The 25,491-nt window shown below is 70.2% G+C and carries 15 protein-coding genes; 7 read left to right on the forward strand and 8 right to left on the reverse strand.

Going from position 1 to position 25,491, the window contains the following annotated elements:
* Positions 1 to 160 precede the first annotated feature (160 nt).
* Positions 161 to 2,974, forward strand: coding sequence for a preprotein translocase subunit SecA (secA, locus tag OHS16_RS19215; RefSeq protein ID WP_328538442.1), 2,814 nt, complete (start codon positions 161 to 163; stop codon positions 2,972 to 2,974).
* Positions 2,975 to 3,051: 77 nt separating this feature from the next.
* On the opposite strand, the gene OHS16_RS19220 is transcribed toward secA, so the two are convergent.
* A complete protein-coding gene (locus tag OHS16_RS19220; RefSeq protein WP_328538443.1) occupies positions 3,052 to 3,489 on the reverse strand; it encodes an Rv3235 family protein in 438 nt (145 codons plus the stop codon).
* A 273-nt stretch (positions 3,490 to 3,762) separates the two neighbouring features.
* On the opposite strand from OHS16_RS19220, the gene OHS16_RS19225 reads away from it, so the two are divergent.
* The 3 genes from OHS16_RS19225 (at position 3,763) to OHS16_RS19235 (ending at position 10,555) form a co-directional block, all read left to right on the forward strand.
* Complete coding sequence (locus OHS16_RS19225; protein WP_328538444.1) at positions 3,763 to 4,269, forward strand: DUF6912 family protein; 507 nt, start codon at positions 3,763 to 3,765, stop codon at positions 4,267 to 4,269.
* 130 nt (positions 4,270 to 4,399) lie between these two features.
* Positions 4,400 to 5,089 (forward strand): HAD family hydrolase, encoded by a 690-nt coding sequence (locus OHS16_RS19230; protein ID WP_328540909.1) that lies wholly within the window; start codon positions 4,400 to 4,402, stop codon positions 5,087 to 5,089.
* A 507-nt stretch (positions 5,090 to 5,596) separates the two neighbouring features.
* The gene (locus tag OHS16_RS19235; protein WP_328538445.1) at positions 5,597 to 10,555 is read left to right on the forward strand and encodes an NAD-glutamate dehydrogenase; all 4,959 of its coding nucleotides are present in this window, start codon (positions 5,597 to 5,599) and stop codon (positions 10,553 to 10,555) included.
* Positions 10,556 to 10,679: 124 nt separating this feature from the next.
* On the opposite strand, the gene OHS16_RS19240 is transcribed toward OHS16_RS19235, so the two are convergent.
* The 3 genes from OHS16_RS19240 to OHS16_RS19250 are packed head-to-tail and all read right to left on the reverse strand — an operon-like array spanning position 10,680 to position 13,701.
* Positions 10,680 to 11,933, reverse strand: a complete 1,254-nt coding sequence (locus OHS16_RS19240) for a glycosyltransferase 87 family protein (RefSeq protein WP_328538446.1) — start codon at positions 11,931 to 11,933, stop codon at positions 10,680 to 10,682.
* A 27-nt stretch (positions 11,934 to 11,960) separates the two neighbouring features.
* Entirely contained in the window at positions 11,961 to 12,752 is a 792-nt protein-coding gene (locus OHS16_RS19245; protein ID WP_328540910.1) for an ABC transporter ATP-binding protein, read from the reverse strand.
* Between the two features lie 7 nt (positions 12,753 to 12,759).
* Positions 12,760 to 13,701: an ABC transporter permease gene (locus tag OHS16_RS19250; RefSeq protein ID WP_443042651.1), complete on the reverse strand. Its 942-nt coding sequence runs from the start codon at positions 13,699 to 13,701 to the stop codon at positions 12,760 to 12,762.
* A 150-nt stretch (positions 13,702 to 13,851) separates the two neighbouring features.
* On the opposite strand from OHS16_RS19250, the gene OHS16_RS19255 reads away from it, so the two are divergent.
* The 3 genes from OHS16_RS19255 to OHS16_RS19265 all read left to right on the forward strand — a co-directional run bounded on the left by OHS16_RS19255 (position 13,852) and on the right by OHS16_RS19265 (position 18,059).
* Positions 13,852 to 14,460 carry a TetR/AcrR family transcriptional regulator gene (locus OHS16_RS19255; protein ID WP_328538447.1) on the forward strand — a complete coding sequence of 203 codons (609 nt, stop codon included), beginning with the start codon at positions 13,852 to 13,854 and terminating at the stop codon, positions 14,458 to 14,460.
* A 170-nt stretch (positions 14,461 to 14,630) separates the two neighbouring features.
* Positions 14,631 to 16,625: a glycosyltransferase family 2 protein gene (locus tag OHS16_RS19260; protein ID WP_328538448.1), complete on the forward strand. Its 1,995-nt coding sequence runs from the start codon at positions 14,631 to 14,633 to the stop codon at positions 16,623 to 16,625.
* Between the two features lie 69 nt (positions 16,626 to 16,694).
* Positions 16,695 to 18,059 (forward strand): hypothetical protein, encoded by a 1,365-nt coding sequence (locus OHS16_RS19265; RefSeq protein ID WP_328538449.1) that lies wholly within the window; start codon positions 16,695 to 16,697, stop codon positions 18,057 to 18,059.
* A gap of 69 nt (positions 18,060 to 18,128) precedes the next feature.
* Here the strand turns inward: OHS16_RS19265 and OHS16_RS19270 are convergent, their stop codons facing one another.
* The 4 genes from OHS16_RS19270 to OHS16_RS19285 form a co-directional block, all read right to left on the reverse strand.
* Entirely contained in the window at positions 18,129 to 19,055 is a 927-nt protein-coding gene (locus tag OHS16_RS19270; RefSeq protein WP_328538450.1) for a carbohydrate ABC transporter permease, read from the reverse strand.
* A complete protein-coding gene (locus OHS16_RS19275; protein WP_328538451.1) occupies positions 19,052 to 20,401 on the reverse strand; it encodes a carbohydrate ABC transporter permease in 1,350 nt (449 codons plus the stop codon). Before OHS16_RS19275 ends, OHS16_RS19270 begins: the two co-directional genes overlap by 4 nt.
* A 7-nt stretch (positions 20,402 to 20,408) precedes the next feature.
* Complete coding sequence (locus OHS16_RS19280) at positions 20,409 to 21,791, reverse strand: ABC transporter substrate-binding protein (protein WP_328538452.1); 1,383 nt, start codon at positions 21,789 to 21,791, stop codon at positions 20,409 to 20,411.
* Positions 21,792 to 21,948: 157 nt separating this feature from the next.
* On the reverse strand, positions 21,949 to 25,167 hold the full coding sequence (locus tag OHS16_RS19285; protein WP_328538453.1) for an FtsK/SpoIIIE domain-containing protein: 3,219 nt from the start codon (positions 25,165 to 25,167) through the stop codon (positions 21,949 to 21,951).
* Between the last annotated feature and the right edge of the window lie 324 nt (positions 25,168 to 25,491).

Genomic DNA, 25,491 nt, shown 5'->3' on the forward strand with positions numbered 1-25,491 from the left:
CCCGGCACCTTCCGGGCGCCCCGTCCGTTGTCCTGGACGGCAGGCCTCCCGGCGCAGTGGGGTCCTCGCTTACGATGGCCGTTGCTCAACCCAGCTCCACCCCCAGCCCGACCCAAGAATTCGACCGCGCCAGGCCCGACCGGCAAGGAGACCAACCCCCGTGTCCGTCTTCAACAAGCTCATGCGTGCAGGCGAAGGAAAGATCCTGCGCAAGCTGCACCGCATTGCGGACCAGGTCAACTCCATCGAAGAGGATTTCGTCAACCTCTCCGACGCCGAGCTGCGGGCCCTCACCGACGAGTACAAGCAACGGTACGCCGACGGCGAGAGCCTGGACGACCTGCTCCCCGAGGCCTTCGCGACCGTTCGTGAAGCGGCCAAGCGCGCCCTCGGGCAGCGTCACTACGACGTACAGCTGCTGGGCGGCGCCGCCCTGCACCTCGGCTATGTCGCCGAGATGAAGACCGGTGAGGGCAAGACCCTGGTCGGTACGCTCCCCGCCTACCTGAACGCGCTGTCCGGCAAGGGCGTCCACCTGATCACGGTGAACGACTATCTCGCCGAGCGCGACTCCGAGATGATGGGCCGCGTCCACAAGTTCCTCGGCCTCGAGGTCGGCTGCATCCTGGCCAACATGACCCCGGCGCAGCGCCGCGAGCAGTACAACTGCGACATCACCTACGGCACGAACAACGAGTTCGGCTTCGACTACCTCCGCGACAACATGGCCTGGTCCCAGGACGAGCTCGTCCAGCGCGGCCACAACTACGCCATCGTCGACGAGGTCGACTCGATCCTGGTCGACGAGGCGCGTACGCCGCTGATCATCTCCGGCCCGGCCGACCAGGCCACCAAGTGGTACGGAGACTTCGCCAAGCTCGTCACCCGGCTGGCGAAGGGCGAGGCCGGCAACCAGCTCAAGGGCATCGAGGAGACCGGGGACTACGAGGTCGACGAGAAGAAGCGCACCGTCGCGATCCACGAGCCCGGTGTCGCCAAGGTCGAGGACTGGCTCGGCATCGAGAACCTCTACGAGTCGGTGAACACCCCGCTCGTCGGGTATCTCAACAACGCCATCAAGGCCAAGGAGCTCTTCAAGAACGACAAGGACTACGTCGTCATCGACGGCGAAGTCATGATCGTCGACGAGCACACCGGCCGTATCCTCGCCGGCCGCCGCTACAACGAGGGCATGCACCAGGCCATCGAGGCGAAGGAAGGGGTGGAGATCAAGGACGAGAACCAGACGCTCGCCACCATCACCCTGCAGAACTTCTTCCGCCTCTACGGCAAGCTCTCCGGCATGACCGGTACGGCCATGACCGAGGCCGCCGAGTTCCACCAGATCTACAAGCTCGGTGTCGTCCCGATCCCGACGAACAGGCCGATGGTCCGGATGGACCAGTCGGACCTGATCTACCGCACCGAGGTCGCCAAGTTCGACGCGGTTGTCGACGACATCGCGGAGAAGCACGAGAAGGGCCAGCCGATCCTGGTCGGCACCACGTCGGTCGAGAAGTCCGAGTACCTCTCGCAGCAGCTCTCCAAGCGCGGTGTGCAGCACGAGGTGCTCAACGCCAAGCAGCACGACCGTGAGGCGCCGATCATCGCCCAGGCCGGCCGCAAGGGCGCCGTCACCGTTGCCACGAACATGGCGGGCCGTGGCACCGACATCAAGCTGGGCGGAAACCCGGACGATCTCGCCGAGGCGGAGCTGCGCCAGCGCGGTCTCGACCCGGATGAGAACGTCGAGGAGTGGGCCGCGGCGCTGCCCGCGGCTCTGGAGCGTGCGGAGCACGCGGTGAAGGCCGAGCACGACGAGGTCAAGGAGCTCGGCGGCCTCTACGTGCTGGGCACCGAGAGGCACGAGTCGCGCCGTATCGACAACCAGCTGCGCGGCCGTTCGGGGCGGCAGGGAGACCCGGGCGAGTCCCGCTTCTATCTCTCGCTCGGCGACGACCTGATGCGGCTGTTCAAGGCTCAGATGGTCGAGCGCGTGATGTCGATGGCCAATGTGCCGGACGACGTTCCGATCGAGAACAAGATGGTGACCCGTGCCATCGCCTCCGCCCAGTCCCAGGTCGAGCAGCAGAACTTCGAGACGCGTAAGAACGTCCTGAAGTACGACGAGGTGCTCAACCGGCAGCGCGAGGTCATCTACGGCGAGCGCCGCCGGGTCCTGGAGGGCGAGGACCTGCACGAGCAGGTGCAGCACTTCATGGACGACACCATCGACGCCTACATCCAGGCGGAGACGGTCGAGGGCTTCGCCGAGGAGTGGGACCTCGACCGGTTGTGGAACGCCTTCAAGCAGCTCTACCCGGTGAAGGTCACCGTGGAGGAGCTGGAGGACGCGGCGGGCGACCGTGCGGGTATCACCGCGGAGTTCATCGCCGAGTCCATCAAGGACGATGTGCACGACCAGTACGCGGACCGCGAGGAGCAGCTCGGCTCCGACATCATGCGTGAGCTGGAGCGGCGTGTGGTGCTGTCCGTGCTGGACCGCAAGTGGCGTGAGCACCTCTACGAGATGGACTATCTCCAGGAGGGCATCGGCCTGCGTGCCATGGCGCAGAAGGACCCGCTGGTCGAGTACCAGCGCGAGGGCTTCGACATGTTCAACGCCATGATGGACGGCATCAAGGAGGAGTCCGTCGGCTATCTGTTCAACCTGGAGGTCCAGGTCGAGCAGCAGGTCGAGGAGGTTCCGGTGCAGGACGAGGCGGAAAGGCCGTCGCTCGACAAGCGGGACGCCGTTCCCGCGGGCGCACGTCCGGAGATCCGCGCCAAGGGTCTGGACGCCCCGCAGCGGCCCGACCGGCTGCACTTCTCGGCTCCCACGGTGGACGGAGAGGGCGGCGTGGTCGAGGGCGACTTCGAGAGCGACGAGGGCACGCGTTCGGAGGCGGACGGCCTGACGCGCGCCGAGCGCCGCAAGGCCCAGAAGGGCGGCAGCCGCCGCCGCAAGAAGTAGCGCACGGGCGACGCCGGCTCCGGCCGGCGCCGTGTGAGAGCCGGGACCGCACCGCGGAGGTGCGGTCCCGGCTCTTCTCACACCCCGACCCGTTCGCCGCCCAGTTCCACCGCCGCGCACCGCCAGCGCAGATCGGCGCCCTGTTCGAGGCGGAACGCCATCGCCTGGACGTGGTCGCCCGTACCGATGCGCGCGAAGGCCTCGATGACCCCGGGTGCTGGTACGAACTCGCCGCAGTGGCGCACCACGGGCCGGATTCCCGGGGCTCGCAGCGGGGTCCCCGGGGCCATCCGCACCAGCTGGTCGTACGCCTCCCCGATGGTGTGCCCGAGCATCCAGTGCACGGGCCGCTGTCCGCTGAGCACCGCGAGGAGGCGCTCGGCGAACCAGTAGTGCGGTTTGAGGCGCCGCCGCTGGTGCGGGGCGGTGCCCGGCCTCTGCTGGTCGTGCCTGCCCGCCGGCCTGGTCCGGTCCATGAAGTGCGCGCCCCGCTCTGCCTGGCCCGGTCTCTTCATACCGGGCAGTAACTTCGGTTGATCTTCTTCTACGGCCGCTGCGGAGGCCGTGGCAAGGGGCTCCGCAGCGCGGCGGTGGGGCCTCCGGATTTCACCTATCCGGGTGGTGGAGCGGGTTCGTGAGGTGTGCGCACCGGAGAGCGGGCGTCTCCGGGTGGACGGGATGCCAGGGCGGTCCCGCACCCCGAAGGGGGACTCGGTACGTATCCTTGGGGCCTCTTCACCCGGGTGCTCATCCGATGGGTGCTCGTCCGACGACGAAAGCGGCCGGCCATGCGCGTGTATGTCCCATCGACCCTCCCCGGCCTTGCGGCTGCGCACGCGGCGGGCGAGCTGGGCCCGGGGCCGCTGACCGCCTATGCGGTCACCCCCGGCCTGCGCGAGTGGTATGTGTCGGACGACATCGAGGAGCTGGAGTACGCCGCGCTCAGCCGGGCGGCGTCCGCGTCGCTGAGGCTGCTGGCCGGCGAGCCAGGCATCACTCGACGCCGGGTGGTCGTCGCCGTGGATGTGCCGGTCCAGGACGCCGTGGCCGATCCCGACCAGAGCCTTCAGGCGAGCGCGCTGGGCGAGGTGCGGATCTCTTCCGCCGTGCCGCTGGCCAAGGCGGCGGCGGTGCATGTCGACGCGGACGACGCGGAGGCCGACGTCGCCGCGGCTGCCGGTGCGCTGGGGGCGGCGGACCACGGGGACGACGACGCCCAGTTCACCGTGGACGGCGCGGAGGACCATGAACTGCTCTGGTTCGGAGTGCAGGAGATCCCCAACCTCATCGGCTGAACCGTTCGGCGCGGGGACCCCGGACGTCATCGGCTCGGTGCGGGGGACCCCGGACGTCATCGGCTGAACCGTTCGGCTGTCGGACCCGGCGGGTACGGTTCCGGGCATGCGGAAGGACGTGGGGGCAGACATGGGCGCACACCGGGCCGCGGACGCGCGGGCACACGGCGGCACGCATCTCGTCTGGGACTGGAACGGCACGCTGTTCCACGACACCGACGCGGTGATCGAGGCGACGAACGCCTCGTTCGCGGAGATCGGTCTGGAGCCGATCACGCTGGAGCGCTACCGGGAGCTGTACTGCGTGCCGGTTCCGCGGTTCTACGAGCGCCTGATGGGCCGGCTGCCGTCGGAAGCCGAGTGGGGCGTGATGGATGAGGCCTTCCACCGGCACTACCGGTCGTTCGCCGCGAACGCCCGGCTCGCTTCCGGGGCGGAGCAGTTGCTGACCGACTGGCAGGCGGCGGGGCTGACCCAGTCGCTGTGCTCGCTGGCTCCGCACGAGCATCTGGTTCCGATCGTCCGCACGCACGGCATCGAGCAGCGGTTCGTCCGGGTCGACGGCCGGACGGGACCGTCCAGCACGGGCAAGGCGGAGCACATGGTGCGCCATATCGCCGCGCTGGAGGCAGTGGCCCCCGACCGGGTGGTAGTGATCGGCGACGCGGTCGACGACGCGGTGGCGGCGGCACATGCCGGGGCGAGGGCGGTGCTGTACACCGGCGGGTCGCACAGCCGGGCCAGCCTGGAGGCTGCCGGGGTGCCGGTGGTGGATTCGCTGGCGGACGCGGTCCGGGCGGCCCGCGAACTCACCGCCTGAGGGCTGTCCCGCAGGCGACGCCGCACTCAGGCCCACGCCCGCAGCCGGCCGAGGACCTGCCCCGGCGGGCGGAGTGACGCCCGCCGCCCGAAGCCCGGTGGCTTCCCGCGCCGTGAGATCACCGGCGCGGAGCCGGCGGACAGCCGCCCGGCAGGTGGCGGACAGCCGCTCGGGCAATGGGCCGAAGTGTCCAAATCCATCGCACCGACTTGTACTGATACGGCCCGTGACGCCGTCCGGTCGCGGAGCGATAGCCTGGGCAGGTGATCAGCGCGATATCTCGCGGGGGCATCGACGCCTCTGCCCTGCGCCCGGAGTTCTGTGGTCTCCGGGCGATCGCTGGCACCCATAACCCGGACCGGCCTCCCAAAATGGCCAATAACGTCACGGGCATCTCTCATCGCGGCATAACGTCGACTCCGACCGGATACCCCGCGTCGTGGTTCTGGCGTTGGGCCGCTTCTTTCACCTACGTCACGCAACGGCGCGCGACAGGAGCCAGAGGACATGCAGACCAAGCTGGACGAAGCCAAGGCCGAACTGCTCGCACGCGCGGCCCTGGTAGCTGAGAACAGCCCGGCCGGAGGGAAATTTCCGCGCGGGGCAACGGGTGGCGGGAGTTCCGACCAGGACTCCGTCCTCGCGTATCTCCAGCGCTACTACCTGCACACCGCCCCGGAGGACGTGGACGACCGCGATCCGGTCGATGTCTACGGAGCGGCACTCTCGCACTACCGGCTGGCCGAGAAGCGGCCCCAGGGCACAGCGAACGTCAGGGTGCACACCCCGACCGTCGAGGAGAACGGCTGGACCTGCAGCCACTCGGTCGTCGAGGTCGTCACCGACGACATGCCGTTCCTCGTCGACTCGGTCACCAACGAACTGTCCCGTCAGGGCCGCGGTATCCATGTCGTGATCCACCCGCAGGTACTGGTGCGCCGTGACGTCACCGGCGAGCTCATCCAGGTCCTGGGCAAGGACGAGAAGATCACCGGTGTGCACGACGGGCTCGTCGAGTCGTGGATCCACGTGGAGATCGACCGTGAGACCGACCGCGGCGACCTGAAGCAGATCACCGAAGATCTGCTCCGAGTGCTCTCGGACGTCAGGGAGACCGTCGAGGACTGGGACAAGATGCGCGACTGCGCGCTGCGCATCGCCGACGAACTGCCATCGGAGCCGACCGCCTACGATCTGCGCGACCAGGAGATCGACGAGGCCAGGGAGCTGCTGCGCTGGCTCGGCGCCGACCACTTCACCTTCCTCGGGTACCGCGAATACGCGCTGACGGAAGACGACTCGCTCGCCGCCGTGCCGGGCACCGGTCTCGGCATCCTGCGCTCCGACCCCCATCACAGCGTGGACGACGCCCACCCGGTCTCGCCCTCCTTCAGCCGGCTGCCCGCCGACGCCCGTGCGAAGGCCCGGGAACACAAGCTGCTGGTGCTCACCAAGGCCAACAGCCGCTCGACGGTCCACCGCCGCAGCTACCTCGACTATGTCGGGGTGAAGAAGTTCGACGCCGAGGGCAACGTCATCGGCGAGCGCCGCTTCCTCGGGCTCTTCTCCTCGGCCGCGTACATCGAGTCCGTACGGCGGGTGCCCGTCATCCGCCGCAAGGTCGCCGAGGTTCTGGAGGGTGCGGGCTTCACCCCCAACAGCCACGACGGCCGCGACCTGATGCAGATCCTGGAGACGTACCCGCGCGACGAGCTGTTCCAGACGCCCGTCGACCAGCTGCGCTCCATCGTCACCAGCGTGCTGTACCTCCAGGAGCGGCGCCGGCTCCGGCTGTATCTGCGCCAGGACGAATACGGGCGCTACTACTCCGCGCTGATCTATCTGCCGCGTGACCGCTACACCACCGGTGTGCGGCTGCGCCTCATCGAGATCCTCAAGGAGGAGCTCGGCGGCACCAGCGTCGACTTCACCGCCTGGAACACCGAGTCGATTCTCTCCAGGCTGCACTTCGTGGTGCGGGTACCCGCGGGCACCGAGCTGGCTCAACTCGACGACGCCGACGCCGACCGTATCGAGGGCAGGCTCGTCGAAGCGGCCCGTTCCTGGGCCGACGGCTTCGGCGAGGCGCTGACCGCCGAGTGCGGCGAGGAGCGCGCGGCGGAACTGCTGCGCCGCTACGGGCAGTCCTTCCCTGAGGGATACAAGGCCGACCACTCGCCGCGGGCCGCGGTGGCCGACCTCAACCATCTGGAGCAGCTGACACACGGCGAGAAGGACTTCGCGCTCTCCCTCTACGAGCCGGTCGGAGCCGCCCCGGGCGAGCGCCGCTTCAAGATCTACCGGACGGGCACCCAGGTCTCGCTCTCCGCGGTGCTGCCGGTGCTCCACCAGTTGGGCGTCGAGGTCACCGACGAACGCCCCTACGAGCTGCGCTGCTCGGACCGGACCTACGCCTGGATCTACGACTTCGGGCTGCGGATGCCGCAGCCGGCGGCCGGCGGCAACGGGAACGGCGACCACCTCGCCGACGACGCCCGTGACCGCTTCCAGAAGGCGTTCGCCGCCTCGTGGACCGGGGAGGCGGAGAACGACGGGTTCAACGCCCTGGTGCTGGGCGCCGGGCTGACCTGGCGGCAGGCGATGGTGCTGCGGGCGTACGCGAAGTACCTGCGGCAGGCCGGGTCGACGTTCAGCCAGGACTACATGGAGGACACCCTCCGCAACAACGTCCACACCACCAGGCTGCTGGTCTCGCTCTTCGAGGCGCGGATGGCGCCGGAGCGCCAGCGGGCCGGCACCGAGCTGATCGACGGGCTGCTCGAGGAGCTCGACGGGGCCCTGGACCAGGTGGCGAGTCTGGACGAGGACCGCATCCTGCGGTCCTTCCTCACCGTCATCAAGGCGACGCTGCGGACCAACTTCTTCCAGAAGGCCACAGGCGGCAAGCGGCACGCCTACGTCTCGATGAAGTTCGACCCGCAGGTCATCCCGGATCTCCCGGCGCCCCGGCCCGCGTTCGAGATCTGGGTCTACTCGCCCCGCGTCGAGGGCGTGCACCTGCGCTTCGGGAAAGTCGCCCGCGGCGGTCTGCGCTGGTCCGACCGGCGTGAGGACTTCCGTACCGAGATCCTCGGCCTGGTCAAGGCCCAGATGGTCAAGAACACCGTCATCGTGCCGGTCGGCGCCAAGGGCGGGTTCGTCGCCAAGCAGCTGCCCGACCCGTCGGCGGACCGGGACGCCTGGCTCGCCGAGGGCATCGCGGCGTACAAGATCTTCATCTCCGCGCTGCTCGACATCACCGACAACCTGGTGGCCGGCGAGGTCGTACCGCCCTCCGACGTGGTGCGCCACGACGAGGACGACACCTACCTCGTCGTCGCCGCGGACAAGGGCACAGCGACGTTCTCGGACATCGCCAACGAGGTCGCCGAGTCGTACGACTTCTGGCTCGGCGACGCCTTCGCGTCGGGTGGTTCCGCGGGCTACGACCACAAGGGCATGGGCATCACCGCCCGCGGCGCCTGGGAGTCCGTGAAGCGGCACTTCAGGGAGCTGGGCCACGACAGCCAGTCGGAGGACTTCACCGCGGTCGGCGTCGGCGACATGTCGGGCGACGTCTTCGGCAACGGCATGCTGCTCTCCGAGCACATCCGTCTGGTCGCCGCCTTCGACCACCGGCACATCTTCATCGACCCGAACCCGGTCGCGGCCACCTCGTACGCGGAGCGCCGCCGGCTGTACGACCTGCCGCGGTCCTCATGGGGCGACTACGACAAGAGCCTGCTGTCGGCGGGCGGTGGCATCCATCCCCGCTCCGCCAAGTCGATCCCGATCAACGCGCACATCCGTGAAGCGCTCGGCATCGAGTCGGCCGTCGCCAAGATGACTCCGGCCGATCTGATGAAGGCCATCCTCAAGGCCCCGGTCGACCTGCTGTGGAACGGCGGCATCGGCACCTACGTGAAGTCCTCCGCCGAGACCCATGCCGATGTCGGCGACAAGGCCAACGACGCGATCCGGGTCGACGGGGTCGACGTGCGTGCCATGGTCGTCGGCGAGGGCGGCAACCTGGGCCTGACCCAGCTCGGCCGTATCGAGTACGCCAGGACCGGCGGCCGCGGTGAGGGCGGCAGGTGCAACACCGACGCCATCGACAACAGTGCGGGTGTGGACACCTCCGACCACGAGGTGAACATCAAGATCCTGCTCAACGGCCTGGTCGCCGAAGGGGATCTGACCGTCAAGCAGCGCAACAAGATCCTCGCCGGAATGACCGACGAGGTCGGCCGTCTGGTGCTGCGCAACAACTACGCGCAGAACACCGCGCTCGCCAACGCCGTGGCCCAGGCTCCGTCACTGCTCCACGCCCATCAGCGCTTCATGCGCAGGCTGAGCCGGGACGGACATCTGGACCGGGCGATCGAGTTCCTGCCGACCGACCGGCAGATCCGTGAACTCCTCAACAACGGGAAGGGGCTGAGCCAGCCCGAGCTGGCCGTGCTCCTCGCCTACACCAAGATCACGGCGGCCCAGGAGCTGATCTCCACCGACCTGCCGGACGACCCGTATCTGCAGAACCTGGCGCACTGCTACTTCCCGGAGGAGTTGCGCGAGCGCTACCCCGAGACGATCGCCGGACACGCGCTGCGCCGCGAGATCATCACCACGGTGCTGGTCAACGACACGGTGAACACCGGCGGTTCGACCTTCCTGCACCGCCTGCGGGAGGAGACCGGCGCGTCGATCGAGGAGATCGTACGGGCACAGTTCTCGGCCCGTGAGATCTTCGGGCTGGCCGAGGTCTGGGATGCCGTGGAGCAGCTCGACAACAAGGTCGCGGCCGATATCCAGACCCGCATCCGGCTGCACTCCCGCCGGCTGGTTGAGCGCGGTACCCGGTGGCTGCTCGGCAACCGCCCGCAGCCGCTCCAGCTCGGTGAGACCGTCGGTTTCTTCGCCGAGGGCGTGGCGCGGGTGTGGGCCGAGCTGCCCAATCTGCTCAGGGGCGCGGATCTGGACTGGTACCAGCGCATCGCCGACGAGCTGACCGAGGTGGGCGTGCCGGAGGAGCTGGCCCGTCGGGTGGCCGGGTTCTCCTCCGCCTTCCCCACCCTCGACATCGTGGCGATCGCGGACCGTACCGGCAAGGACGCGATGGCGGTGGCCGAGGTGTACTACGACCTCGGTGACCGGCTGACGATCACCAAGCTGATGGACCGGATCATCGAGCTGCCGCGGGCCGACCGCTGGCAGTCCATGGCCCGCGCCTCCATCCGCGAGGATCTGTACGCGGCGCACGCCGGTCTCACCCAGGACGTGCTGTCCGCGGGGAACGGGGTGTCGACCCCCGAGGAGCGCTTCACGGCATGGGAGGAGAAGAACGCGTCGATCCTCGGCCGTTCGCGCTCCACGCTGGAGGAGATCCAGTCGTCGGACTCCTTCGACCTGGCGAATCTCTCGGTCGCCATGCGGACGATGAGGACGCTGCTGCGTACGCACACCTGATGCGGACCGGCTGAGGCCGGGGCCGTCGGAGCACCCGGCGCCGGCCGTCGGCCACGGCCGTCACCCCGGCCGTCCAGCGGCCCTCTTCCTCCCGGTCGGTCCGGGCGGAAGGGGGCCGTTCGCGTCACTGAGGACAGCGCGCGGCGGGCGGCCGGCGGCGCATCGTCCACCGTGCACCGCCGGCCGGGACCGTCGCCGCCCACAGGCGCCGGGCGGACAGCAGAGCCGCTGCCAGCAGAAGGCCGTTCCGCACCACCATGAGGGTGCAGCCGAGCGGGCTGCCCTCGGCGACGTCGGTGTAGAGCACCGGGTAGGCGAGGGAACTGGCGGCCGCGGCGGGCAGCAGCAGCACGGCCACCGGGCGCTGGGTGGTGCGGGCCGAGGTGAGACAGACCGCGGCCAGACCGATCAGCCAGATCAGGTACTGCGGACTGATGACCCGGCTGGTGACGGTGAACAGCAGCACGGCGCAGAGCGCCGAGTCGAACGGTGTCGCATCCGTCCAGCGGGCGGCCTTCATCCGCCACAGCAGCAGCCAGCAGAAGGCGGCGGCGGTCAGCGCCAGGGCGGCCCGGCCGACTGCCTGCACATGGGGGCCGGTGAACTCCAGGGCTCCGTACCGGTAGACGACCGTACCGGGCCACCCGGCACGATGCGCCAGCGCGAGCGCGGTCCCGCCGATGGACTCGATCTGTACCCCTCTGCCGCTCTGCTGGCGCAGAAAGCCGAGCGGATGGGAGAAGCAGAGTGCCAGCACGGTGAGCAGCACCGCGGCGGCGCAGGCAGCCGAGAGCCAGGCGGCGCGGGTGGTGCGTCCCCTGGGCGTCCCGAGCAGCGTCAGCGCGGGCCACACCTTGACCATGGCGCCGAGCCCGGCCAGTGCCCCGCCCAGTACCGGGCGGCGGCGCAGCGCGAGCAGGCCGAGAACGGCGAGAGCGGTGACCTGCACGTCGTAGCGGGCCAGCGGGATGTGCAGCAGCAGCGGCAGTCCGCAGACCCACATCCAGACGCCGGTGCCGCCGGCCCGCAGCAGGGCGAAGGTGACCACGGCGTCGGTGGCCAGGACGAGAGTGGTGAACGCCTGGACGTAGGTCAGAAAGGGCAGCAGGGCCGGGGACAGGATCACCGCCCCGGCGCCCGGCGGGTACTGCCAGGTGACGTCGCCGACCGGGTAGCTGCCCTGGCCGAGCTGTGCGTACCAGGACCGGTAGAGGGTGTGCACCTCGGTGGCGACCCCGCCGATGCCCAGGCTGTCGTGGGCGAGGAGCCAGATCATGCCGAGCCGGGTGAGGACCCAGAGAGCGCCGACGGCCGGCCAGGGCCGTACGGTGCCGCGCTCCGCCGGCCTGAGGGGTGGGCGGAGCTGCTGGATCGTCATAATCGGTCAGAATAGACCGTTTCTGCACTATTTCTTCTTGTTGAACTCCTCGTAGGCGGCGACGACCTCCTCCGCCGGACCGTCCATCCGCAGGGCCCCCGACTCCAGCCAGAGGGCCCGTTCGCAGCTGTCGGTGATCGACTTGTTGCTGTGGCTGACCAGGAAGACGGTGCCGGCCTCCTCGCGGAGTTCGGCGATGCGCTCCCGGCTGCGGTTCTGGAACTTCGCGTCGCCCGTGGACAGCGCCTCGTCGATCATCAGCACATCGTGGCTCCTGGCCGCGGCGATCGAGAAGCGCAGCCGCGCGCTCATGCCGGACGAGTAGGTGCGCATCGGCAGCGAGATGAAGTCGCCCTTCTCGTTGATGCCGGAGAAGTCGACGATGCCGCGGTAACGCTCACGCACCTCTTCGCGGGTCATCCCCATGGCGAGACCGCCGAGGATGACGTTGCGCTCGCCGGTCAGATCGCTCATCAGCGCGGCGTTCACCCCGAGGAGTGAGGGCTGGCCATGGGTGAGGACCCGGCCGCGCGCCGGAGGCAGCAGGCCCGCGATGGCTTTCAGCAGGGTGGACTTGCCGGAGCCGTTGGAGCCGATCAGGCCGATCGCCTCGCCCCTGTGCGCGACGAAACTGACACCCCGGACCGCGTGCACCTCGCGTACGCCCGGCCGGGGCTTGCGGCTGACGATCCGGTTCAGGGCCGCCGTCGCGGTGCCCTTACCCCCTCCGGTGCCGTGGACCTTGTAGACGATGTGGACGTCATCCACGATCACGGTCGGTACCGGTGCGCCGGCGGCGGTCCCGGGAGTCTCGCTCACTGCGTTCTCAGCCACGTCCGTACTGCTCCTCTGCCTGCCAGAAGTAGATGAAGCCGCCCAGCCCCGCGGCCACCGCCCAGCCGATCGCGAGGAGCCAGACATGCGGGGGCAGCTGGGAGGCGGTGAAGCTGTCGACGAGCGCGAAGCGCATGAGGTCGATGTAGACGGCGGCCGGATTGGCCTGCAGTGCCAGCATCACGGCATGCGGGAGCTGGTCGCCGGCGAGCACCTTCTTGATGCTCCACATCACGCCGGAGACGTACATCCAGGTGCGCAGGACGAACGGCATCAGCTGGGAGATGTCCGGGGTCTTGGCGGCCAGCCTGGCCATGACCATGGAGAGCCCGGTGTTGAACAGTGCCTGCAGGGCCAGCGCGGGGACCGCGAGCAGCCAGGACGGCTTGGGGTACTCGCCGAAGCAGACCAGGATGACCAGGAGCGCGCCCATGGAGAAGAGCAGCTGCTGAAGCTGCTGGACCGCGTAGGCGATGGGCAGTGAGGCGCGTGGGAAGTGCAGCGCCCGCACAAGACCCAGGCTGCCGCTGATCGCCCGGGTGCCCGTCTGGATCGAGCTGCTGGTGAAGGTCCAGATGAAGACGCCGGTCACCAGGAAGGGGATGAAGTCGGGCACGCCGTGGCTGGTGCCCAGCAGCACTCCGAAGATGAAGTAGTAGACCGCCGCGTTCAGCAGCGGCGTCATGATCTGCCAGATCTGGCCCAGTTTCGCCTGGCTGTACTGCGCGGTGAGCCGGGCGGTCGCGAAGGCGGTGATGAAGTGTCTGCGGCTCCAGACCTGGCGGACGTACGCGCCGAGCGGTGGCCGGGCGCCGCTGATGGTGAGGCCGTGCGCGGCGGCCAGCTCGCCGAGATTCCGGGTCTCCGGCTGCGGCGGGAACTTCGGGGCCTGAGCCTGCTGGGCGGGCGTGGCCGGAACAGTCGTGGGGCTCACAACGGTCGCTTTCGACGGGGCCGGGGCGGCGGGGCGACGAGGACAGGTGAACCTGTCCGACGATGGAACGGGTCCGTATCGTCGTAACGATGACAGTAGGACGTACTTGCGTCGAAACGCAACCGTTCCGTCGTGACGTAGCATCGCTGTATGACCGACAGCAGTGCCCGTACGCCCCGCCGAGCCCCGGCCGGAGCCGCTGTGCTCCGGGAGGATGTGACGGAGGCGATCCGTTCCGCCGTCTTCGAGGAGCTGGCCGCGGTGGGGTTCGCCCGGATGTCGATCGAGGGCATCGCGCGGCGCGCGGGCGTCGGCAAGACCGCGGTCTACCGCCGCTGGAAGTCCAAGCTGCATCTGGTGCTCGACCTGGTCACCGCATTCGCCGCGCAGGGCCTTCCGGCGCCTGCCACCGGTTCGCTGTACGGCGATGTACGCGCCCTGCTGGCCGTTGCCTCGCACACGCTGCGCCACCCGGTCGCCTCCCAGGTCATCCCCGACCTGCTCGTCGAGGCCGCACGCCAGCCCGAGATCGCTGATGCGATCAAGGCGGCGCTGCTCGACAGCCAGAAGGGGGTGGCCGCCGCGGTGATCCGTGACGCGGTCTCCCGCGGTGAACTGCCCGAGGGGACGGATCCCGAGCGGGCGCTCGAACTGATCATCGGTCCGCTGTACTGGCGGCTCGTGGTGATCAGGGACGGTCTGCCCAAGGGGTATCTGGACGGACTGGCCGCAGCGGCGGTGGCGGGGCTCAAGGCCTGAGGCGGCGCTCGCCGGACCGCCGTCCGCGCGGCGCCCGGTGTCGCTCGTGCGGTCGCCGGCGTGCGATGCGGGCCCGTAGGCCTGCGAAGGTGCGATGCCTGTAATGCGATTAATGTTCATCGCATAGCAGGGGGGCCGCGACGCACGGCAGTGGAAGCGAGCGCAGCACCATGACGATCAAGGTCAGCGTGGTCATACCCGTCTACAACCCGGGCGTCTACATCGAGGACTGTGTGGCGTCGGTGCTGCGGCAGAGCCTGCCCGCCGACGCCTACGAGGCGATATTCGTCGACGACGGCTCCACCGACGGAACCGCGGCCCGGCTGGACGAGCTCGCCGCCGACCACCCCCTGATACGCGTGATCCACCAGGAGAACTCCGGCTGGTCGGGCAAGCCCCGCAACGTCGGCATCGACGCGTCCCGCGGCGAGTACGTGATGTTCGTGGACAACGACGACTGGCTGGGCGACGAAGCGCTGGAGCGGATGTACGCCTACGGAGTGGCGCACCGGGCGGACGTCGTCGTCGGCAAGATGGCGGGCCGGGGCCGTGCGGTGCCGCGGGAACTGTTCCGGGTGAACCGACCGCACGCCACCGTCGGGAACGCCCCGCTGATCGACAGCCTCACCCCGCACAAGATGTTCCGCCGGGCCTTCCTCGACGAGCGGGAGCTGCGCTTCCCCGAGGGCAGGCGCCGCCTGGAGGACCATGTCTTCGTCACCGAGGCCTATCTGACCGCGAGCCGTGTCGCGGTGCTGAGCGACTACGTGTGCTATCACCACGTCAGACGTGAGGACGCCGCCAACGCGGGCCTGCGGCAGATCGAACCGGTGGGGTATTTCTCCGATCTCCGCGAGGCCCTCGACGTGGTCGAGAAGTACACCGAGCCCGGTCCGCTGCGGGACAAGCTGTACCGCCGGTGGTTCCGCAACGAGATGATCGAACGGATGCGCGGCGAGCGGCTGCTGTCCAAGCCGGAAGAGCATCGCCGGGCGATGTTCCACGAGATGCACCGGGTCGCCGCCGAGCGGTTCGGCCCCGGCGTTCTGGAGGGGCTGGCGCCGACCCAGCAGATCGTCGGGGAGCTGATCGCAGCGGACCGCTATCCGGATGTGGAGGACTTCGCCCGCTGGGAGAGGGGCATCGGGGCGTACACCGAGTTGACGGACCTCGCCTGGGACGGCGGACTGCTGCGGGTCGGTTTCTCGGCAGGGATACGGGCCGGAGCGGAGCCGGTCCGCTTTCTGGACAAGGACGGTACGGAGCAGATCCTGGTGCCGGCGGGAAAGGCCGGCCGGGGGCCGCTCGACGGTCTCGCGGTGAAACCGCCCGCCCGTACCGGCTCGGCGAAGGTCGATCTGGTCCTGCGGGAGCGCTCCAGTTCCGCCGAGTTCTACCAGCCCGTGGAGTTCATCAGGGAACGCCTGGCAGGGCCGGAACAGGGCGAGTTCGGACTGGAACTGCGGGCGACCGCGCACATCTCACCCGAGACCGCGGCGGGCGGCGCCCCGCTGGCCCGGGGCATCTGGGATGTGGTGGTCCGGGTTCACCTGTCCGGATGGACCAAGGACACCAGGCTCGGATCGGCACGGACCGAGGCGGCCACTCTCGGGTGCCGGGCGGCTTTCGTGGGTGAGCCGCCGCGCACCGTCGTCCCGTACTGGACCCGCCCGCACGACAACCTCTCCCTCGACGTCGGGCATACGACCGGCCGGCTCGCGCACGACCTGGCGAACCTCGCCGAGCAGGATGTCCGGGTGCTGGCGGAGCCGCTGCTGATCGAGGCCCTGCTGCCGGTGCACGACGGTACGGCCGAGGGGGTCCCGGCCGTACTCCACCTCACCGAGGAGGCGCGCACCGGACGCACGCTGCGGGCCGGGGCCACGCTGATCAAGGACAACAGCGGCACGATGATGAGCGCGAAGCGGCCGAGGGAGCAACTGGCCGGCGGTACCTGGCAGCTGGCGCTGAGTCTCCCCGACGACGAGGGCGGCCGGCGTACGCGGCTGCCGCTCGTGCTGGTCGCGTCGAGGACCACCGGCTCCCTGTCGCTCCGCCGCTCACGCGACGGGCTGACGCAGCGGAGTGCGGGGCTCGCCGTGAAGTTCCGCACCGGATTCCTGCGCCGGGTGGCTCGCCGTGTCCGGCGCAGGACCCGACGGTAGCGCCTGCCGCCGGCCCGTTCAGCGGCGCGCTGCGTGTCCTGGGCGGGAGTACGGGCGTTACACCCTTTTATGCAACGGTTTGTCCCACGCCTTTCCGTGCCCGGCGATCTGGCTGCCCCGTTCCGCGGACGCCGCTCGTTCCCGCTGGGGTTCTGCCTCATCGCGGCATTTTTCGCCCTGACCCAGCTGTTCCAGGTCAGCGGGCGGGCGTCCCCCGACACCCGGCACTACGTCTCGTACACCCTGATGCTGTCGGGCCAGAGCCGGGAGCAGGCCGCAGCCCACGCCATCGAGGTGGTCTGCGACAGCGAGCGGACCAGAAGTGCCCAGAGCAGCCGGACGGATATCAGGACGTTCACGCATCCCGGCCACGGCGAAGGGCAGTACCAGGCCTGCCGGACGTTCCAGCAGACCAGGGTGAGGACGGTGGCCGAGCAGGGCGGTGTCTCCGGTTACATGTCGCTGTTCGCGACCCCCCGGATGTCGTCGATCTTCGTGGCCCGCCCGGGATACCCGGCCCTGCTGGTGCCCTTTGTCGCCGCGCTCGGCATCACGTGGGGGCTCTGGGCGGCGGCGGTCACCGTCACGGTGGCCGCGAGTGCGCTCGTCACGGTGCTGCTGCGCGGTCTGGGGGCGAGCGTGCCCGTGGCGCTGGCCGGGCAGGTCCTCTACTACGTCCTGCCGGTCAGCGAGCAGTCGATGCGGCCGATGTCCGAAGGGCTGCTGCTGGTCGCAGTGCTGGCGGTGGTCCTCGCCTGTGTCAGAGTGCTGTACGGGGACGGGCGCAGCAGGATGTGGCTGGCTGTCGCCCTGGCCGGATTCGCGGTGGCCGCCCTGATCAAGTACTCGGAGACGCTGCTGCTCGCGGGCTGCCTCGCGCTGGTGCCGGCCGCTCTCGCGGTGCGCAGCAGGCGCCGCGGCCGCCGGGTGCCCCGTCGGATCCTGGCTCTGGCGGTGCTGTGCGCGGGTGTCGGGGTCGCCGTGCAGGCCGGAGTCCAGGTACTGGATCTGCCGTCCACCCGGGACAGCATGCAGGATCTGCTCGCCTTTCATTTCAGCCGTCCCGATGTGCCCGATCCCTGGCACCGGTTCCTGGTCCTCAGCGGCGCCTTCTGGACCGAGTGGCTGCGCGAGCAGTGCGTCGAACCGCTCACATCGGCGCTGCTGGCGGCCGGTGCGTGGGGAGTGCTGCGCACCGGGCGGCCACTCGCGGCGGTCATGTTCGCGGTGACCGCCGCCGGACTGCTCAATCAGGCCGGGCACCCGGACGTCTCGGTCGGTCCCCGTCTGATGGTGCTGGTCTGGCTGCTGCCGGTGGTCGGGATCCCGCTGCTGTGGGCCGGGTTCCAGCAGCGGCACCATGGCCCGGTCACCCGGCAGGCACGTGCCAGGCAGCCCGCCGAGGCCCTGCTGCCGGTGCGGCAGGGCCGCTGAGGCAGCGGCCCTGCCGGGCTGGGGAAAGCCGAAGCGGGCCCGGCACAGGCCGGGCCCGCACGCGGGTGGCTACTTGACCGCCCCCGCCATCACACCGCTCACGAACTGCCGCTGGAAGGCGAAGAACACCGCCAGCGGAATCACCATCGACACAAAGGCGCCGGGTGCGAGCACGTCGATGTTGTTGCCGAACTGTCTGACCTGCTGCTGGAGGGCCACCGTGATCGGCGGGTGCTTGGAGTCGGCGAAGATCAGTGCGACCAGCATGTCGTTCCAGACCCACAGGAACTGGAAGATGCCGAGCGAGGCGATGGCGGGGCCGCCCAGTGGCATCACGACCCGGGTGAAGAGCCGTATCTCGCCTGCCCCGTCCAGGCGCGCCGCTTCGAGCAACTCCCTGGGGATCTCCGCGAAGAAGTTCCGCAGCAGGAAGATCGCGAAGGGCAGGCCGAAGGCCACATGGAAGATGACCACCCCGGCCGTGGTCTCGAAGAGGCCGATCGCCCCGAAGAGCTTCGAGACAGGGATCAGGGCGACCTGGACCGGCACGACCAGCAGCCCCACCACGATCAGGAACCACCAGTCGCGGCCCGGGAAATCCATCCAGGCAAAGGCGTATCCGGCCAGTGAACCGATCACCACGACCAGGACGGTGGCCGGGACGGTGATCTCGACCGTACTGAGGAGGGAGTCGGTGATGACCTTGTTGTCGAGGATTCTGGAGTAGTTGTCGAAGGTGAGCTGGGAGGGGGCGGTGAACACCTTCCACCAGCCGGTCGCCGCGATGTCGGACGAGCCGCGCAGCGAGGAGAGCAGCAGGCCGATCGTCGGCATCAGCCAGAACAGGCCGACCAGGACGAGAAAGACCCGCATCACGCTGCCACCCGTACGGGCGGCGATCCGCGAGGCAGTCGACTGCTTCGGCTTCGCGACCGGTCGGGCGGTTGCCCGGTCCGCCGGCACCCCGTCGGCCGGGGCCTGGGCTGCGGTGGTCATCGGCGCCCCTCCTTCCGCATTCTGCGGATATTGACCAGCATGATCGGGACGACCAGCAGCAGCAGGAGCACCGCGATCGCGCTGCCCACGCCGAGGTCCGCGTCCGTACCGAACGAGGAACGGTAGAGCTGGAGGGCCAGTACGTTCGCGTCGTCCTGCGAGGAACCCGGCGCGACGATGAAGACCAGGTCGAAGATCTTCAGCACATTGATCATCAGGGTGACCATGACCACCGCGAGGACCGGTCCGAGCAGCGGGATGGTGATCCGGCGGAACACCTGCCACTCGTTGGCGCCGTCCACCCGTGCCTGTTCCAGGAGTTCACGGGGCAGCCCGGCGAGGCCCGCCGCGATCAGCACCATCGCGAACCCGGCCCACATCCAGACGTAGCTGCCGATGATCGCGGGGGTCACCAGGGTCGGGCCCAGCCAGTTGGCGCCGTTGTACGGCTCACGGAAGTTGGAGTCGGGCAGCCGCAGCAGCGCGCCGTCCGCCTTCGCCGGCAGGGTGAACGTGCCGTCGGCGGCGGCCTTGGCGCTTGCCACCACGGTGCCGTCCTTGACCGCCTCGATGGTGACGCCCTTGAGGCCGAGTTCCTTGGGGCCGATGACATTGGGCTTGCCGCCGCCGCCCAGGGTGAAGTCCAGCCAGGCGGTCCCGGTGATCGAGCCACCGGCCGGCTTGGGCGCGACGGCCGGCTTCGCCGACGACGGCATCTTCGCCGGGAGCACGCCGACCAGCGGCAGTTGCACAGCGGTGCCGGCCCGCACCGGCTGCTTGGTGACGTACGAGCCCCCGCCGCCCGCCTTCAGCGGAGCCACCGGCAGCGGATGCGCCCCCGGATAGCCGGCCGAATCGGCGAAGGTGTCGTGCACGCCCACCCAGACGGCGTTGGCGACGCCGCGGCCCGGGTCCTGCTCGTACACCAGCCGGAAGATGATGCCCGCCGCGAGCATCGAGATCGCCATCGGCATGAAGACGACGAGCTTGAACGCGGTGCCCCAGCGGACCCGTTCGGTGAGGACGGCGAAGATCAGACCGAGCACGGTGGCGACCGTCGGCGCCACCACGACCCAGATCGCGGTGTTCTTGATCGCGGTGCGGATCGAGTCGTCGGTGAAGAGTGTCGTGTAGTTGTCGATGCCGATGAAACCGGAGCCCGACTGGTCGAAGAACGACCGGTAGACCGAGTACCCGATCGGGTAGACGACGAGCGCGCCGAGCAGCACCAGGGCGGGCAGCAGAAAGCCGGCCGCCATCGCCTTACGTGTGCCTGTCACGCTCTTGCGTGGCTTTCCTGCGGGGGGCGCCTCCTTGGTGGCGCCCCCCGCGACAGCTGTGGTCATCGTGTCGTCAGTTCTTGTAGGCCTTGGCCGCGTCGGATTCCAGCTTCTGCTGGGCCCCCGCGATGTCCTTCGGCTTCTTCAGGAAGTCCTGGAGGTCTTTCCACTCGCCCTTGCCCGGCGTGCCGCCGAAGGACTGCGGTGCCTGGTCCGACATGTCGAAGCGGATGTCGTCGCCCGCCGCGACCAGGGCCTTCGCCATGGTGCGCTGCACGTCGTTGGGGTAAGCCCCGGCGTCCAGGCCCTTGTTGGGCGAGATGAAGCCGCCGGACGATGCCGCGATCTTCGCGGCGTCGGTGGAGGCCAGCCAGGTCAGCAGCGCCTGGGCGCCCTTGGAGTCCTTGAGGACCACTGCCGCGTCACCACCGGTGACCACCGGGGACTTGTCACCCACCGCCGGGAAGGGGAACACCTTGGCGTCGGTGCCGACCTTCGCCTTGGTCTGGGCGATGTTCGTCTGCACGAAGTCGCCCTCGAAGACCATGGCCCCCTTGGGCTGGTCGCCGCCGGTGAAGGTCTGGGTGACGGAAGCGGGGAACTCGGTCTGCAGCGCACCGTCCGCGCCGCCCGAGATGAGCGACGGCTTCCCGAAGAGCTGCGCCAGGGTGGTCAGCGCGGCCTTCACCGAAGGATCCGTCCACTTGATCTTGTGCTGGGCGAGCTGGTCGTACTTGTCCGGTCCCGCCTGGGACAGATAGACGTTCTCGAACCAGTCGGTGAGGGTCCAGCCGTCCGCGCCGCCGACCGAGACCGGGGTGACACCCGATGCCGAGACGGTCTGCGCGGTCTTGATGAAGTCCGGCCAGGTCTTGGGCTCGCTCGCGCCCGCGTTCTGGAAGGCCTTGGTGTTGTACCAGACGAGCGACTTGTTGGCGGCCTTGAAGTACACGCCGTACTGCTTGCCGTCGACCGCGCCGAGGTCCTTCCAGACCTGCGAGTAGTTCTTGTCCAGCTGGGCCTTGGCGTCGGCGCCCACCGGCTTCGCCCACTTCTTGGCGACCGCCTGGGTGATCGCTCCGACCTGCGGCATCATCGCCACATCGGGCGGGGATCCGCCGGCGATCTTCGTACCGAGGAAGTTGACGATCGGGTCCTGCGCGGGGACGAAGGTGACGGACGCCCCGGTGCGCTTCTCGAACTCCTTGAGCACCTTGATGAAGTTCGCCTGCTCGGGGCCCGTCCAGACGGCGGCGACCTCGAGCTTGGTGCCGTTGAGTTTCGGCAGTTTCACCCCGGAGGCGGAAGCGCCGCTCTTGTCCGGGGCCTTGCTGCCCCCGTCGTCCTTGCTGTCGCTGCCGCATCCCGCAGTGAGGACGAGCGACCCCACGGCCACGACCGCCAGAACGGCCTTGCGTGAGCGTAGAGCTGTACCTGCTGTGCCAGTTGTGCGCATCTGTGCCCCGACCTCTCCCATGCGCGTGCAGACCGGCGCGCCCATGACGTCGGCGACGCCGTTGTCCCGTGGGCACAGTCCTACGCCCCGGCGCTCGAGACCCGCAATAGCGTTCCTCGGGCCCACCACAAGATCGTGATGGGCCTGTGACGTTGTGTCATTCCGTCAGTGATGTCACCGGTGCCGCGTCCACCGACCTGGCGGCCCGGTCGAGTGCGCTGGCCAGCAATGCCAAGTCCGTGGGTCCGTTGCCGAGTTCGCGCACCGGACGGCGGGTGGGCGGATCGCCCATACGCTCCCACTCCAGCGGTACGACGGTGGGGCGCAGCGTCCCGGTGCGCGGGATACGGCCGGTGACCCGGCCGCCCTGGAACGGTGTCACCCCGCGGTCCGGGCGTCCGAGGCGGCCGCGGCCGGGCGAAGCGACGTCCGGCGCGGGGGCGGCGGGCGGGGCGTCAAGCACGATCCGGAGCCGGCTGTCCCGCGCCAGCTCGGTGTCCGCGGTGCGGTCGGGGCGGGCGGATGCGGCGATCAGATGCACACCGAGCCGCTCACCGTCCCTGGCCACCGCCTCCAGGGCGCGGACGACGGAGCCTGCCGCCGGGCGCCCCGGGCTGCCCAGGGCGGGGGCTACCAGCGCGTCGAAGTCGTCCACCAGCACGACGAGCCGGGGCAGCGGGGTGGGGCCGGGCACGGCGGCCGCCAGGGCCGCCGTGGTACGCAGCCGCAGGGTGCCGCTGCCGGCGGATTCGAGATCGCCGCGCTCGTTGGCCGCGCCGTCCGGCCGGCGGCCCGCGCCCCTCGCGTCAGCCTCGTGGCGCCGGTGCCATTCGGTGAAGTCGTCCCGGCCCACCAGCTCGGACCTGCGCTTGAGCTCGGCGCCCAGCGCCTGGGCGAACTCCCGCATCCTTACCGGGTCGGACGCCACCAGATGGGTCGAGGTGTGCGGCAGCTCCGTCACGGCACGCAGGCCATCGCCACGCTCGCCGCCCGCGCCGTCGACCAGGATGAGTGCGAGCCGGTCAGGGCGGGCCGCCGCGGCCAGTGATGCGGCGGCGGCGCGCAGCAGCTCCGTGCGGCCGCTGCCTGCTGGGCCCTCGATCAGCAGATGCGGGCCTTCGGCGGCCAGGTCGACGGTGACCGGGCCGCGCGGACCCGCGCCGAGCACCACGGTGGCTTCGGCGGCCGAAGCCCAGCGCGCCAGCAGGGAGGCCGGGGTGGCGCGGGCGAGTCCCAGTTCGTCGAGCAGCCGGGCCGACGGGGGCAGGACGGCGGCCTGCCGCGCGGTGGACGCGCCGGCCGAACCGTCCGCGCGCAACGGCGCCAGGGCCCGGCCGAACCTCTCGGCCCAGGCCGCCGACACGGCGTCCACCACGGCGAGGGTGCCCCGGCCGGCCGACCGGCCGCCCGCCGTGCGCAGCAGCCGCAGGGTCGTGGCGACATCGCCGCTCAGCAGGGCGGCGGCCCCGCACTCCCGGAAGGCGAGTGAGGCAGCGCAGGCGGTCTCATAGGTCGCCTCCACCGGCGAAGCGGGGGAGGCCGGCGGGGTCTCGGCGAGACACAGCAGGTGGATTCCGCAGGCGGCGCCCGCCGATGCCAGCCGCGCGGTGGTCTCGCGCAGGGCCGCCGATCCGGGATCGCCGTCCACGATCACCACGGTGTACGGCCCCTCGTACCGCCGGGCGGCCTCGGACACCGCTCCGGCACCGGCCGATGCCCAGCCCGGGCCGAGCGGGCCGTCGTCCAGCCGGCGCACCAGCTCAGCCGTACGGGCTGCGGCCTGCTCCCGGTCGTAGGAGAGCAGCAGCCGGCAGTCCTGCCCGTGGGCGGGCCGCAGATGCGGCAGCCAGCCGAGCCAGGACCAGTCGGCCCTGCGGGCTTCCACAGGGCGGGCCCGGTCCGTGCTGATCAGCACGATCTCGAGATTCGCCGGAGAGTGCAGCGCGGTGAGCTGCGCGACCACCGAGCGGGCCAGGCCGGCCAGCCGCTCGCGGGGACCGGCCAGCGCCAGTGAGCCTGCCTCGCGCAGCGAAACGGTCACCGGCACCGCGGGAACCACGCCCATGTCGCCGGGGCCGTTCCGGTCGGCGGTGCCCAGCCGGACGACAAGCGCTTCGCGGTGGCCCGGACCCCGCTCCCAGAGCCGGGGGCCGGGGCCGAGAGCGGTCAGCAGCAGCGAGGCCGGGTCGGGCCAGCTGTCGGGAGCGGGCCGCTGGGCTGCGGCGCCCGGGACGCCGGGGCCGGTGGCCTGGGCGGGCACCCGGTCGCGTACCGCTTCGGGTCTGGCACCGGCCAGCCTTCTGGCCCATGCCCCTATGCCGCCGCGCCTGCGAACGGTGTCGGTGTCGGCGTCGTCGGGCTGCTCCGCGGTCCGCTCGTGCTCGGCGGGAACCCGGGTGCCGCGTGCGGGGGTGCCCTGGCGGCCGCGGGGGCCGAAACCCGGATCCTGGGCGTAGGCCGCGGCCGCTTCGTCGTACAGATTGCTGTAGGGGTCGCGGGCCGTCTCGTCGCCGCGGGCGCTGACCCGCCTGGAGCTGTGACCGCCGCTCTGCGGGCCGGTTCGGGTGGGTATGCGTCCAACGCCGGCGTCCCGTCCCGGGCCGCTGTGCTCCGCGGGGGCACCGGCGGGGTGATCCGCTCCTGCGGCGGCCGAGCCGTGCTCGCGGCCGCTCCGGCCGGGCGGGGTGTCCGGGTCCGTGCCGCTTCCGCCGTGACCGGGGCGGGTCACCCGCAGATGGCCCTCGCCGTCCGGCACCGCGGTCACCGGGCCGCTGTCCGCCGAGCCCGCCGCCGAGGTGATCCGCAGCGCCGACTCGCCCACCCTGAGCAGGGCCCCGGGGGCCATCCGGACCGGCCGGCCGTCCACGTGGGTGCCGTCCAGGGTGGTGCCGTTGGTGGACCCGAGGTCCGCGACGGTGACCCGGCCGTCGTCGGCGACCGTCACCGCGCAGTGCAGCCTCGACACGTCGGGGTCGTCCAGCGGGACATCGGCGTCGCCCGAGCGTCCGATCCGGATCTGCCCGCTGTGCAGCAGGTGGACGCCGCCCGCGTCGGGCCCGGCGACCACCTGGAGCTGTGCCGCTGCCCCGTCACCCGGGTCGTCGTCGCCTGCGGGGATCTGGAGCGAGAGCACCGCGCCGTCCACCAGCGGCGGCTCGCCCAGCGCGCAGCGCTGCAGGTCGAGACGGTGGCGGCCCGCGTACAGCACGATGCTGCCCGAGCCGGGGCCGTCCGGGCCGGCGACCGTCGTGGCCAGGCCGGATGCGACAGTGGCCAGCGCCGCCCCGGCCGGGGCGGTGACGAGCACGTCGCAGGAGCGCGCCTCGGATGCGGATCGGCCGCTGCGCGGCGCGAGGACTGTCAGCCGGATCTGCATAGCCGTCAGCGGTCCCTTCTGCGGAGGGTGCCTGGCAGGGGGCTGCCCTGTGATCTCCCCCACCCGGCAGGTCGGCACGGACCCGCGAGGCTCCCGACCCCGGCAACTCCGTGCTGCAGGCATCCTCGCACCTGCCACTGACAACACGCCCGGGGGTAACCACTAAGTGATCTTGAATGGTCGGCTCTGAGTCCAAAAGTTCCTGCTTGGGGCCACAGATGGACCGCGTGCCAAGGCTGTTCGGCAACCAACTGCCCGGCGCTCGCGTCTTTCTCCCGGACGGGGGGGGGAGCGCAACCGGAAGATCACCGGCGGGTGTCCGCG

It is taken from the genome of Streptomyces sp. NBC_00344 (genome assembly GCF_036088315.1).
In the GTDB taxonomy this organism is placed as follows: domain Bacteria; phylum Actinomycetota; class Actinomycetes; order Streptomycetales; family Streptomycetaceae; genus Streptomyces.